Genomic DNA, 12,138 nt, shown 5'->3' with positions numbered 1-12,138 from the left:
TCGACGACGTCGTCGACCAGGTCATCCCGATGATGAGCGACGTCGCGACCGCCGAGACGCGGGTCGCGGTGCGCCGTGAGGGCAAGTTCGGCGTCGTCCCGGCCGAGCTGGCGACGCCGCTGGTGATGGTGCTGACCGAACTCGTGCAGAACGCCTTCGAGCACGCCTACGAGCAGGGGCAGCGCGGCGACGTGCTGGTCACCGCCGAGCGCTCGTCGAAGTGGCTGGACGTCGTGGTCTACGACGACGGACGGGGGTTGCCACCGGGGTTCTCGCTGGAGCGCACCAAGTCGCTCGGCCTGCAGATCGTGCGCACCCTGGTCGAGTCGGAGCTGCGCGGGTCGCTCAGCCTGCGCAGACGCACTTCGGCTCCGGGAACCGAGGCCGTGCTTCGGGTACCGCTGAAACGCCGCCGATAGTCGTATACGTGAATGCACACGAAAATGTCTTGCCGAAACCGGAGATAGTCCGAACATAACTGAGGGCCGACACCTTTGTCGCCAGGTGTCGGCCCTCAGAAATATATGTGGGAGTGTCAGCCTGCAATCAGGCACCGCTCCGGGCCCGGGTGCGAGCGTTGCGGCGCTTCAGCGCACGACGCTCGTCTTCGCTCATTCCGCCCCAGACGCCGGCGTCCTGGCCGCTTTCGAGTGCCCAGGTCAGGCAGTCGGAGATCACGGGGCAGCGACGGCACACGGCCTTCGCCTCGGCGATCTGCAGCAGCGCAGGCCCACTGTTCCCGACCGGGAAGAACGTCTCCGGGTCTTCGTCGCGGCAGGCCGCGCGGTGGCGCCAGTCCATTGTTCCTAGCTCCTCGCCAGGCGCGATAATCACGCCAGTTGTGGGGGTTGGGGTGTCGTTCGTGGGTGCTTGTGAATGCTTTCACGAACTCCGGCGATGTCAAGAGGTCCGAACCAAATCGGTGAGGGAACTCACCACATGGGGGGACCGGACTGACCTGCGGTTTCAGGCCGTAACCGGATCTTCGAAAATCTTGGCTCGCGATGGTGTGCCGATCGCCGTGCCCCCGCTGAGGGGCTACACCGCTACCTGCAGTGCGCCGGGAACCGAGGTGAAGCGCACTTCGGTTCGCTCGCCGAGCAGGTCACCATCAACCTGCAACTTTACCGGATTCTCGCACGTGATGCGCGTCCATTCAACGTCGTCTTCGCGGAGGAGGTGTACGCCGCGAGGATCGGGAGCGCTCCGGGTTGCCTGGGCGAGGTGTTTTACCACCGTGAGTGTACGAACGTCACTCAGAGCGAACACGCCGAGCCCGGACTCCAGCGAACAGGCCGGGTTCAGGCGCAGCGGACGGGTCCCGTAGTAGGTCCAGGGGTCGGTGTTGGACACCAGCGCGATGTACTGACCGGGGATCGGCTCCCTGCCGGGCAGGTGCACGGTCAGCTGGGGCTCCTCGCGGCGCAGGCGCAGGTACCTGCCGATGGCGACCTTCGCGTAGAGGAAGGGAGTCGCCTCCTTGCGCTTGACCCGCCGCTGCTCGACCCCGGCCACCACGTCGCCGTCGTAGCCGAGCCCGGCGTTGAAGGTGAACCAGCGCTCGTCGGCGCGGCCGAGCCCGACCCGCCTGCTGCTGCCCGACTCGATCGCGTTGAGCAGCTTGTGCGTGGCCTCCAGCGGGTCGAGCGGAATGCCGAGCGCGCCCGCGAAGACGTTGGCGGAGCCGCCGGGCACCACGCCCAGCATCGGGGCGTCCGGGCGCACGCCGTCGGCGAGCAGGCCGTTGACCACCTCGTTGACCGTGCCGTCCCCGCCGTGGGCCACCACCAGGTCGAAGCCGTCGGCGACGGCCTGGCGGGCGGCGTCGGCCGCGTGACCCCGGTACTGGGTCTCCACCAGGTCCAGCTTGGTGTCGCTGGCCAGGGCGTGGGCGATGACGTCGCGGCCCGCCGGGGTGGTGGAGGTGGCCTGGGGGTTCACCACGAGAAGGGCACGCACCCCAGCAGCGTATGACAGCGCGTGACCAGGTGCGCGGCACGAGCGCCCAGGTTTGACCGACCTCACTCTCGGACGGGTGACGCATGCCCTACCGGGGAAGGCCTCGGTCATCACCGTCGCCGGTGGGGGAGAGGGTGACCGGGCTGGACTAGCATCGCGGCTCGTGACCAGTCGCGTTGCCGCCCCGACCGCCGTTCGCACGGCGGGTGCGCTCGTCGCCCTTGAGGGCCTCGCCGGTGTCGTGTTCGTGGTCGCGCTCGTGGTGCGCGCCCTGACCGGGGCGCCCGAGCCCGGCAAGGTCTTCGGCGAGGCGGCCTACTTCTCCGTGCTGACCGCGGGGGTCATCGCCGTCGCCGTGGGGCTGGTGCTCTCCAAGCGCTGGGCGCGCACGCCCGTCGTGGTGATCCAGCTCCTGCTGCTCGGCGTCGCCTGGTACGCGTTCGGGCCGTCGCACCAGTACCTCTACGGCGGGCTGATGGCGGTCTACTGCCTGGCCCCGTTGGTGCTGCTGTTCACCGCGCCCGCCAAGGACTGGGCGATGGGCATCGGCGCGTACGCGGACGCGGGCGCCGACGACTGACGCCGACGCCTCCTGGACAGCGGCGGCAGGGACGTGATGGCGACACCGGCGATCACCAGCACGGCGGCGGCGCAGCGGAGCGGGGTCAGTTCCTCGCCGAGCAGCAGTGCGGCCGAGCTCATCCCGAACAGGGGCACCAGCAGCGTGAACGGCGCGACGGCCGTGGCGTCGTACTCGCGCAGCAGGTAACCCCAGATGCCGAAGCCCAACAGCGTCGCCGCCCACGCCACGTAGAGGGTCGCGCCCACCCCCGACACGGTCAGCGAACTGAGCGCGGCCAGCCCCGCAGACGGGCCTTCCACCAGCCAGGACAGGCCCAGCATCGGCACGATCGGGACAACGCTGACCCACACCATGAAGCGGAACGTGTCCGGTGGCTTGGCGTGGCGGGTGATGACGTTGGACAGGCCCCAGCACGCCGCCGCGCCGATCACCAGCAGGAACGCCGTCAGCGGGCTGGACGCGCCGTACTCGACAGTGACCAGCGCGATCCCCGTGAACGCGATGGCCATGCCGGTGAGCCGCCTCCGGCCAGGGCGTTCGCGCAGCAGCAGTGCCGCGAAGAGCGCGGTGAACAACGCCTGGCTCTGCACCACCAACGACGACAGGCCCGCTGTCATGCCCGCCTTCATGCCTATGAAGAGCAGGCCGAAGTTGGCCACGCCGAGCACCAGGCCGACGGCGATCACCCAGCGCCACGCGACGCGCGGCCGGCCGATGAACAGGACCGCCGGGATCGCGGCCGCGAGGAACCGCAGTGCCGAGAACAGCAACGGCGGGAACTCGCCGAGGCCGATCTCCATCACGACGAAGTTCACCCCCCACACCGCTGCGACCAGCAGCGCGAGCGCGACGTGCTTCGGCTTCATGGCACTCATGCGGCGAACTTTTACTGAGCCGCGGGTCACGGACTAGCGCGTTGTTGTGGAGCTATCTGTTTAGCATTGCTTCATGATTGACCTGGGCCGTCTCCGCGCGCTGCACGCCGTCGCCGTGCACGGTTCGATCGGCGCGGCGGCCTCGGCGCTCGGCTACACGCCTTCAGCGGTGTCCCAGCAGCTCGCGAAGCTGGAGCGCGAGACGAGGACCCCGTTGCTGGAGCGGCGGGGGCGTGGCGTGGTGCTGACCGACGCGGCGCTGATGCTCGCCGACACCGCCGGGCAGGTGCTCGGGCTGGTCGAGCAGGCGGAGGTAACCCTTGAGGCGCAGCGGGGAACACCGATCGGCCAGGTCTCCGTCGCCGCGTTCGCCACCGTGGCCAGAGGTCTGCTGCCGTTGGTGCTGACCGATCTCGCGCACCGCTTTCCCGCGATGGACGTGCGGCTGACCGAGATCGACCCGCTCCAGGCCGTTGACGTCGTCGCGCGCGGTGACGTCGATCTCGCGGTGGTGCAGGACTGGCAGAACGCGCCGTTGACGGTCCCGGACGGGCTCTCCCGCGCGGCGATCGGCGAGGACACCGTTGACGTTCTCCTGCCGCGAGGTCATCCGCTCGCCGAACGTGACGTTCTGGTTCCTGAGGAGCTGGGCGACCAGCGGTGGATCTGTCAGCAGTCCGGGGCGAGCTGCCGAGACTGGCTGGTCAGGACGCTGCGCGCCGCGCACGTTGAGCCGGACGTCGCGCACGAGGTCGTGGAGTACCAGACGCAGACGGCGCTCATCTCCGCCGGTCTCGGCATCGGACTGCTGCCGAGGCTCGGGCGCGGTGAACTGCCGGAGGACATCGTCGTGCGCCCGATGCGGCCGACTCCGACACGGAGGCTGTTTGCCCTGTGGCGTGCACGGGCCAGTCGCCGACCGGCGATCACCGTGCTGGTGGACGCGCTGCGGGAGCACTGGGACGCCCGCGACAGCGCTGACAGGGTGTAGTCCCCGGGTCGCACGTCCGTGGCGCTGCGGTAGCTCGCACCGGTGGATCACCGCAGTGGCGCGCATGTCGATCAGCCTTCGAGCCGAGCCCTGCTCAGTCAGCCCGACGAGCAGGAAGGTGGCCGCGGTGATCACTCAGGAAATGGTCCAGCAGTTGTTCGGTGACGAGGTGTTCGACCGGCACGGCGAGAAGATCGGCAAGGTCGGTCAGGTCTACATGGACGACCAGACGGGCCAGCCCGTGTGGGTCACGGTGCGCACCGGGCTGTTCGGCATGAAGGAGAGCTTCGTCCCGCTGAACCAGGCGCACGTCAACGGCGACGCGGTGCACGTCCACGTGAGCAAGGACCAGGTCAAGGACGCGCCGAGGATGGACGCGGACGGCGGCCACATGTCGCGGGACGAGGAGCAGCAGCTCTACCGCTACTACGGCATCGAGTACGCGGCGCTGCCAGGACAGCGCCAGAACGAGCGCGGCGGCCAGCAACGCCAGCCCGCCCGCGGCGAGCAGCAGCAGGCCAGGCAGCAGCAGCCCGCGCGGGACAGCGCCGCACGTGACAGCGCCACGGAGATGACGCGCTCCGAGGAGCGGCTGAAGGTCGGAACCGAGCAGGTGGAGACCGGCAGGGTCCGGCTGCGCAAGCACGTCGTGACCGAGCACCAGCAGATCTCCGTGCCGGTGCGGCACGAGGAGGTGCGGCTCGAACGGGAGCCGATCACCGATGGTGACGCGCGCGGCACGGCGAAGATCGGTGACGCGGAGCAGGAGATGACCCTGCACGCGGAGAAACCGGTGGTGAGCAAGGAAACCGTGCCCGTCGAGCGGGTTCGGATGACCAAGGAGATGGTGACCGAGCAGCGCAACGTGGAAGGAGATGTGCGCAGGGAAGAGATCGAGGTCGACGACTCCTCGAAGCGCCGGAAGAACACGCCTTGAGAACACGCCTGAGAATCGTCGTGGGCGGGCCCGGCGCGGGCCCGCCCACGACGCTCAGGAGAGCTCGGCGATGGCGGAGACGACGAGGTCCCAGAAATTGGGGACGTCGAGGGCGGTCGCGACCTCCGCGTTGACCGGGCGGCCCGTCACCCCGTGGAAGTCCACGACCGTCGCGCCGCGCGTGTGCTCCCCGGTCAGCTCGATCGCGACGGCGGCCGGGACGGTGGTGACGACGGCGGGGTCGATCAGCCTCGCGATGGCGACCGGGTCGTGCAGGGGCGGGGCCGGGAAGCCCCAGATCGCCTTGTAGGTCGAGGCGAAGAACGTCAGCAGCTCGACGCAGAGCGCGGCCAACGGGCTCCCGATCGCGGCGATGCGATCACAGACCCCCTGCGTCGCAAGGGCTTCGTGCGTGACGTTGAGCCCGCACATGGTGATCGGCAGGCCGGAGGTGAAGACCAGGTCGGCCGCTTCCGGATCGCAGTAGATGTTGAACTCCGCCGCCGGGGTGGCGTTGCCCAGCCCGGGTGCTCCGCCCATCAGGACGATCTGCGCGATGTGCGGCTTGACCTCGGGGTGATCGCGCAGCAGCACCGCCACGTTGGTGAGCGGCCCCGTGGGCACGAGCGTCACGGGCTCCTCGTGGGACACCAGGATCTCGCGCATCAACGTGATCGCGTCCACTGTGGACAGTTCAGCGGTCGGCTCGGCGAAGCGGGGGCCGTCCAGGCCGGACTCGCCGTGGACCTCCACTCCGCCGATCTCGGCGCCGACCGCCGACGCGTTGCCGCTCAACGGTTCCGCGCGGCCCTCGGCGATCGGGACGTGCTCGATGCCAGCCGCTGAGCAAATCCTTCTTGCGTTCAGCGTGGTCCTGGCCAGCGTCTGGTTCCCGGCGACCGTGGTGATCGCGAGCAGGTCGATCGCCGGGTTCGCCGCCGCGAGCAGGATCGCCAGCGCGTCGTCGTGGCCCGGGTCGCAGTCCAGGATGATCGGGGTCGGCACAGCGCGTCAGCCCTTGGCCGCGAAGTCGGTGAGCGCGGCGTCGGTGAGGCGGTGCATCTCCCACCCGTCCATGGGGAAGGCTCCGACGGACCCGTAGAAGTCGATCGCGGGCGTGTTCCACTTCAGCACCGACCACTCCAAGCGCTGGTAGCCCTTGCTGACGCACTCGCGCGCCAGCTCCACCATCAGCGCCTTGCCGAGCCCGGAACCGCGCCGCGCGGGGTCGACGTAGAGGTCTTCCATGTAGATGCCGTGCGTGCCGCGCCACGTGGAATAGCTCAGGAACCACAGGCAGTACCCGACGACCTCGCCGTCGACCTCCGCGACGTGGCCGAAGACCGCGGGCGCTTCGCCGAACAGCGAGGCGTGCAGCTGCTCGGACGTCAGGTGGCACTCCTGCGGCGCCTTCTCGTACTCGGCGAGCGCGTGCACGAGGCGGACCACACTGTCCACATCGGACGGTTGGATGCGGCGGACTGACACGTTCCGTTCTCCTTACACGGGAGGGAGGTTGAGGTGCACGAGCTGCGGAACTCCGCGCTCGAAGCCGAGCGTGGCGACGCCGGCGGTGCCCATCGCGAAGCCGACTCCGGCCTCGGCGCGCAGTCCCACCCACCTGGCCACCAGCACGCGGCTGAAGTGGCCGTGGCCGATGAGGACCACGTCGCCGGTCGCGAGCGCGGGTTGGATCTTCGTCAGCACCTTGTCCGCGCGGGCCGTCACGTCGTCGGCGGTCTCACCGTTCGGGCACGGGTGCGTCCACACCGTCCAGTCCTCGACGGTCTCGCGGATCTGCGCCGTGGTCAGGCCCTCGTAGTCGCCGTAGTCCCACTCCGCCAGGTCCTCGGTGACGTCGTCGGGCGTGCCGAGCCCGGCCAGCTCGGCCGTCCGCGTCGCGCGCTCGCGCGGGCTCGACAGCAACAGCGCCGGTTTCTCCGTGCCGCGCAGCCGGGCGAGCACTCGGCCTGCGGCGACGGCCTGCTGCTTTCCTTCGCTGGTGAGGGGAATGTCCGTGCGACCGGTGTGCTGGCCGGTCGCCGACCACTCCGTCTCTCCGTGCCGCAGCACGTACACGCGTCCGTTCGGCATGCGCCGAGTCTGTCAAGAGAGCGAGCCGAGCGCCTTGTCGAGCTGATCGAGGCAGGTCTGCGCGGCCGACACCGAGTAGCCGTCCCACCAGGACACCGGGTCCAGCTCGATGACGCGACCCGCGCGCACGGCCGGGAGCTGCTGCCAGAGGCCGCCCTTGGTGATCTTGTCGAAGGTCGTCGACGCCTTGTCCACCATGCCGCCACCGCCGACGAAGTGCAGCAGGACGTCGGAGTCCGCGAGCACGCCCACGTTCTCCTCGCTCAACGTCACGTAGGTGGCGCTCGGCGAGGGGCGGTCGGTGGAGGCCGGGCGGCGCGCGCCGAGGTCGGAGAGCACCGCCGAACCGAAGATCGGCCCGCGCACGATGCGCAGCTCGTTGCTGGTGAATCGCAGCAGTGCCACGGAGTTCTTCGCCAGCAGCTCGCGGTGCTTCGCCTTCAGCGCGGCGACGCGCTCGGTGTGCGCGGCGAGCCTGCGGTCGATCTCCGCGCGGGCGCCGAGGACGTCGCCGATGGTGCGCACGGACTGCCGCCAGCCGACTCCGCTGCCCGCGTTCTCGTAGGCCACGGTCGGCGCGATGCCGGTCAGCTTCGCGTAGTTGTCCTTGAGCCGCTGGGTGTTCCCGATGATCAGGTCCGGGCGGAGCCCCGCGAGCTGCTCCAGGTTGAGCTGGTTGAAGCCCAGCGCGGTGAACCCGGCCGCGGGCGCGGGCACGTACGGCGGCAGCGGCTGGCCGCCCTGCAGCGTTTCCGAGGCGATGAGCGGAACGCCCAGCTCCAGGCTGACCTGGAGGCCGCCGTTGCTGTCCAGCGACACCACGCGCTCCGGTTTGACCGGGATCGAGCTGGTGCCGAGCGGGTGCGTGACCGAGCGCATCGGCTTGTCGGCGCTGCCCCTGCGGCCGATCGAGCAGCCGGAAACGGCGAGCAGACCGGCCGCGGTGAACAGGCCGCGCCGGGTCAGGTCGGCGTAGGGGGTCGTCGGGCCGCCGCCGAGCACCGGGAGCTGGCCATCCAGGTCGCGAAACACGGCGTGACGGTATTTCTTAGGCTTGCCTAATGTCTAGCGGAGTTTGGAGACCGCCCACAGCTGCCCTCGCGCGGCATCGTCGAGCAGCGGGCACGTCAGGCACATCGTCTGCACGCCGTCGGTGAAGTCCAGGCAGCACGCGCCGCGCACGCCCCACGACTCGTCGTCCGAGCCCCCGTAGTTCGCCAGCACGGGCCGCGAACGCCGCGGGATGCCCGCCGCGTGCAGCTCCTCCGCCAGTTCGGCCGCCCGCGCCCACGCCGCCGCTCGATCCCGGCCCAGCTGCCTGGCCAGGTTCAGCATGCCGAAGTGGATCATGTCGATGACGTAGCTCCACAGCGTCCGCGCGCCCACCCGCGACTGCGCGCACACCTCGGTGACCAGCGGCGTCACCGTGGCGACGAAGCCGCTCGCCAGATCGCGGTCATCGGCGGCGATCTCCGTGACCACCATGCGCCTGCGGTCCACCGTGCCGTCGTAGTGGAACCAGTAGCAGTCCGCGGCGACGCGCGGTGCTGCTTCGAAGAGATAGACCGAGGCCGCCGTGCAGAAGATCAGCTCGCGGAGCAGGACTCGCAGCGCTTCCATCGCCCGAGGCCCCGGCGGGACGGCTTCGTCTTGTGCCGCAAGGAGTTCCGTGACGCGCTCGCGCATTTCGACCGCTGTGAACCAGGTGTCCCCGGTCGGCACGCCTTCGGTCCCGGTCAGTTCCGGCAGCGGGGCGAACGCCAAGCCGGCGCAGTGTTCGCGCAGCTCATCGATCACGCCGCCACTGTGGCACGCCCGATCGGAATTCCGCTAACGCAGTCGGCGGAGGAATCGCCGCTCGACCCGACCGGCGTCCACCTGCACCTCGTCCGTCGCGACCCAACCCGCCCTCTCGTACACACCGATCGCGCGGTCGTTGTCGGCGATCACCCACAAATCCAAGGTGTCGCGGCCGATTTCGCGCGCGTGCTCGTCGACATCGCGGAGGAGGCTCGTCCCCACGCCACTGCCCCAGGCATCCGGATCCACCGCGAGGTAGAAGACCTCCAGCGTCTGCGGTCGCGGGGCCACCAGCGCGAAGCCCACCGCTCGGCCGTCCTGTCTCGCCAGGAACAGCTTTGCGTCGTCCAGGCTGAGGCGCCGCAGGATGCCCGGCGTGGTCTGCTCGACCGTGTCCTCCGGGCTCCCGTCACGCCGCGCCTTCGCCAGAGCCCAGATCCGCGCGGCTTCTCCGACTCCGTCTTTCACGTGGACAAGGGTGCTTGACGACGAGCCGGGCCGGGCCGGGCGGTTGTCAGCAGGGTGCGAGCACCGAGGCGCTGACGACCTCCAGAGAGCCAAGCGCGCCCTTGAGGCTCCTCGCGTGACCCGGCACCTGGGGCTGATGGCGCTCAATGCACGCCCTGCCCGCCGTGGAACCGTTGCGCATCTCGATCAACTGCGGGTTGGCAGAGCAGTTCTTCCAGTAGGGGCCGTAGTGATAACCCGCGTTGGCAGCTGTACGCGAGTCGGTAAACCCGCAGCGAAGCGGCGCCGGGGGACCAGCTGACGCTGATACCGGCAGAAAGAACCCGGCCGAGGCGGCCAGAATAATCGAAGCAGCAAATATGCGAGTGGTATTCATGGTCCTTTTTCTGGAAAAGTTTCACAATGGCAACGTCGTCGATCGGACATTAGTGATTCTTGGGTTGACGGGCAAGCGGCATCACGGAGAGGGGTCTCGTTTGCCTGCCTTTGCATCCGGGCTCCCGGTGGTCGCCGGTCGGACCGAGTCGAATCCTGCGGCCTTAGTGTTGTCAGCGCCGGGCACGCGCGCCACCTCGTCAGGCCTCCTGCGAGGCGATGATCAGATTGATCGCTACGCCGTCCGGCGTCAGTTCCCACCGGAGGGCGGGGGCACTCCGCATCGCTCACGCCGGGAAACGGCTATCGCAAGCGGGACGTTGTGGAAGCATTCATCGCCACACCCACCTCGTGGCGTGTCGGTTGGTCGGTGCGGCCAGGGCTCCGCCACCGGCCTCATCATTTAAGACAGCCCTCGTCTTTTGGGTGCGCTTTCCGTAGAACGAGATCCTCCTGGCCGCGATCGGAGTCGGGAAGTAATCCTCGGAGATGAAAGAACGACGCTGACTGGCGAGAAGAGTCCTCGCCGGTCAGCGTCGTTTTCAAGGACAGATCAGGCAGCGGCCTTGGTCTCCCAGAAGATCTTGTCAATCTGGGCGATCAGGTCGAGCAGGTGCTGACCGGACTTCGGGTCGGTAGAGCCCTTGGCCCCGCCCGCGCCCGCGGCCTTGGTGGCCTGGTTGAACAGCTCGTGCAGCTCCGGGTACTTCTCGAAGTGCGGCGGCTTGAAGTAGTCGGTCCACAGCACCCACAGGTGGTGCTTGACCAACTCGCAGCGCTGCTCCTTGATCTCGATGGCGCGCTGGCGGAACTCGGGGTCCTCGTTGGACTGGTACTTGTCCTGGATCGCCTTGACCGACTCGGCCTCGATCCTGGCCTGGGCCGGGTCGTACACGCCGCACGGCAGATCGCAGTGGGCGGTGACCTCCAGACGGGGGCCGAGGACACGCGACAGAAGTCGCATCTTTCCTCCCTGACAGTGGATGCTCCGACGTGCGGGACCCTACTCCGCACGAGTGAGAGCGGCAGGCGGGGAGGTGATCACGGTGCGCTGGGTGCGGGTGAATGGGCCGTCGATGGTGCCCGCGCTCTACGACGGGGACACGGCTCTGGTGCGCATGGGCGCGGCACCGGAGCCGGGTGACGTGGTGCTGGTGCGCTGGGCGTCGCGCCCCGGCCAGCTCTCGGTGAAGCGGGCCGTGCGCGAGCAGGACGGCGGGTGGTGGGTGTTGGGGGACAACGGCTTCGGCTCGACGGACTCGCGGCAGCTGGGGGCGGCCGAAGTCCTCGGAGTGCTGCGCTGGCGGCTCGGGCCGCGCCCGGGGCGGATTCGCTAGGGGACGAGCACGGAGCGCAGCGACGCGTAGTGCGCCTGGCACGCCTCGTACTTCGGCAGCAGATCGGCGGCGACGGCCTCGGCCAGCGACGGGGCGCCGCGGTCCTTGTCGGACAGCACGGGCTCGACGCCGTCGAGGTAGGACTCCCACGGGATGCCGAGCATCGGGTCCATCGGGTTGACCGCGTGCTCGGCCGCCGGGTTGTACGGCGTGGAGCACAGGTAGGCCATCACCGTGTCTTCCTCCAACGCCACGAAGGCGTGGCCGATGCCCTCGGAGATGTACACCGCGCGGAAGTCGGTGGAGTCCAGCCGGGCGGCGTCCCACGCGCCGAAGGTCGGCGAGCCCACGCGCAGGTCCACGACGACGTCCATCAGCGCGCCACGCGGGCAGTAGACGTACTTCGCCTGGCCGGGCGGGGTGTCGGCGAAGTGCAGGCCGCGGATGGCCCCGCGCACCGAGACGCTGTGGTTGGTCTGCGCGAGCCGCATCGGGTGGCCGGTCGCCTCGATCAGCGCCGCCTCCTGGAACGGGGCGACGAACAGTCCACGGGAATCGGGAAAAGAACGGGGAGTGAACTCGAAGGCGTCCGGGACGGACAGTTTGCGCACCTGCACGACTAAAAAGTCTATTACATCTCCCAGTTGCGTCGCCGTGGCCAGCGAAGATCAAAACAAGTCGGACGGTCGTCTTGTAAAAAACGCCTCTGACCTGCGACG

16 protein-coding genes are annotated in these 12,138 nt (G+C 69.1%); 5 read left to right on the top strand and 11 right to left on the bottom strand.

From position 1 onward, the window contains the following. The coding region (locus CCN37_RS02625; protein WP_210407844.1) for an ATP-binding protein at nt 1–419 on the top strand (419 nt) is incomplete at its 5' end. A gap of 127 nt (nt 420–546) precedes the next feature. On the opposite strand, the gene CCN37_RS02620 is transcribed toward CCN37_RS02625, so the two are convergent. Next, nucleotides 547–801: a WhiB family transcriptional regulator gene (locus CCN37_RS02620; protein ID WP_030426778.1), complete on the bottom strand. Its 255-nt coding sequence runs from the start codon at nt 799–801 to the stop codon at nt 547–549. A gap of 237 nt (nt 802–1,038) precedes the next feature. Beyond that, nucleotides 1,039–1,959, bottom strand: coding sequence for a diacylglycerol kinase family protein (locus tag CCN37_RS02615; protein ID WP_086818991.1), 921 nt, complete (start codon nt 1,957–1,959; stop codon nt 1,039–1,041). A gap of 163 nt (nt 1,960–2,122) precedes the next feature. On the opposite strand from CCN37_RS02615, the gene CCN37_RS02610 reads away from it, so the two are divergent. Next, entirely contained in the window at nt 2,123–2,539 is a 417-nt protein-coding gene (locus CCN37_RS02610) for a hypothetical protein (RefSeq protein ID WP_086818990.1), read from the top strand. Here the strand turns inward: CCN37_RS02610 and CCN37_RS02605 are convergent. Next, nucleotides 2,443–3,417 (bottom strand): EamA family transporter, encoded by a 975-nt coding sequence (locus CCN37_RS02605; RefSeq protein WP_246842772.1) that lies wholly within the window; start codon nt 3,415–3,417, stop codon nt 2,443–2,445. The two genes, CCN37_RS02610 and CCN37_RS02605, sit on opposite strands and share 97 nt — an antisense overlap. Before the next feature lie 73 nt (nt 3,418–3,490). Here CCN37_RS02605 and CCN37_RS02600 point away from each other — a divergent pair, with 73 nt between their 5' ends. Beyond that, nucleotides 3,491–4,408: a LysR family transcriptional regulator gene (locus CCN37_RS02600; RefSeq protein ID WP_086818988.1), complete on the top strand. Its 918-nt coding sequence runs from the start codon at nt 3,491–3,493 to the stop codon at nt 4,406–4,408. Between the two features lie 142 nt (nt 4,409–4,550). After that, nucleotides 4,551–5,345 (top strand): DUF2382 domain-containing protein, encoded by a 795-nt coding sequence (locus CCN37_RS02595; protein WP_086819003.1) that lies wholly within the window; start codon nt 4,551–4,553, stop codon nt 5,343–5,345. Between the two features lie 54 nt (nt 5,346–5,399). Here CCN37_RS02595 and CCN37_RS02590 read toward each other — a convergent pair whose 3' ends face one another. From CCN37_RS02590 to sodN, 7 genes are all read right to left on the bottom strand, one after another. Continuing rightward, on the bottom strand, nt 5,400–6,350 hold the full coding sequence (locus CCN37_RS02590) for a nucleoside hydrolase (RefSeq protein WP_086818987.1): 951 nt from the start codon (nt 6,348–6,350) through the stop codon (nt 5,400–5,402). A 6-nt stretch (nt 6,351–6,356) separates the two neighbouring features. After that, nucleotides 6,357–6,833 carry a GNAT family N-acetyltransferase gene (locus CCN37_RS02585; RefSeq protein ID WP_086818986.1) on the bottom strand — a complete coding sequence of 159 codons (477 nt, stop codon included), beginning with the start codon at nt 6,831–6,833 and terminating at the stop codon, nt 6,357–6,359. 12 nt (nt 6,834–6,845) lie between these two features. After that, entirely contained in the window at nt 6,846–7,439 is a 594-nt protein-coding gene (locus CCN37_RS02580) for an acid phosphatase (RefSeq protein ID WP_086818985.1), read from the bottom strand. 12 nt (nt 7,440–7,451) lie between these two features. Continuing rightward, complete coding sequence (locus tag CCN37_RS02575; RefSeq protein ID WP_086818984.1) at nt 7,452–8,471, bottom strand: iron-siderophore ABC transporter substrate-binding protein; 1,020 nt, start codon at nt 8,469–8,471, stop codon at nt 7,452–7,454. 33 nt (nt 8,472–8,504) lie between these two features. Next, entirely contained in the window at nt 8,505–9,236 is a 732-nt protein-coding gene (locus CCN37_RS02570; protein ID WP_086818983.1) for a hypothetical protein, read from the bottom strand. 33 nt (nt 9,237–9,269) lie between these two features. Continuing rightward, nucleotides 9,270–9,707 (bottom strand): N-acetyltransferase, encoded by a 438-nt coding sequence (locus CCN37_RS02565; protein ID WP_168200491.1) that lies wholly within the window; start codon nt 9,705–9,707, stop codon nt 9,270–9,272. Between the two features lie 928 nt (nt 9,708–10,635). Then, nucleotides 10,636–11,046 carry a superoxide dismutase, Ni gene (gene sodN / locus CCN37_RS02560; protein WP_086818981.1) on the bottom strand — a complete coding sequence of 137 codons (411 nt, stop codon included), beginning with the start codon at nt 11,044–11,046 and terminating at the stop codon, nt 10,636–10,638. A gap of 52 nt (nt 11,047–11,098) precedes the next feature. Here sodN and CCN37_RS02555 point away from each other — a divergent pair, with 52 nt between their 5' ends. Further along, nucleotides 11,099–11,419, top strand: a complete 321-nt coding sequence (locus CCN37_RS02555) for a S26 family signal peptidase (protein ID WP_256388006.1) — start codon at nt 11,099–11,101, stop codon at nt 11,417–11,419. On the opposite strand, the gene CCN37_RS02550 is transcribed toward CCN37_RS02555, so the two are convergent. After that, complete coding sequence (locus CCN37_RS02550; RefSeq protein ID WP_086818979.1) at nt 11,416–12,036, bottom strand: dTDP-4-dehydrorhamnose 3,5-epimerase family protein; 621 nt, start codon at nt 12,034–12,036, stop codon at nt 11,416–11,418. The genes CCN37_RS02555 and CCN37_RS02550 overlap by 4 nt on opposite strands. Between the last annotated feature and the right edge of the window lie 102 nt (nt 12,037–12,138).

The organism is Allokutzneria sp. NRRL B-24872, assembly GCF_002155965.1.
Classification (GTDB): domain Bacteria; phylum Actinomycetota; class Actinomycetes; order Mycobacteriales; family Pseudonocardiaceae; genus Allokutzneria.
The sequence above is the reverse complement of the archived record's forward strand: the minus strand, read 5'-3'. Positions and strand labels throughout refer to the sequence as shown.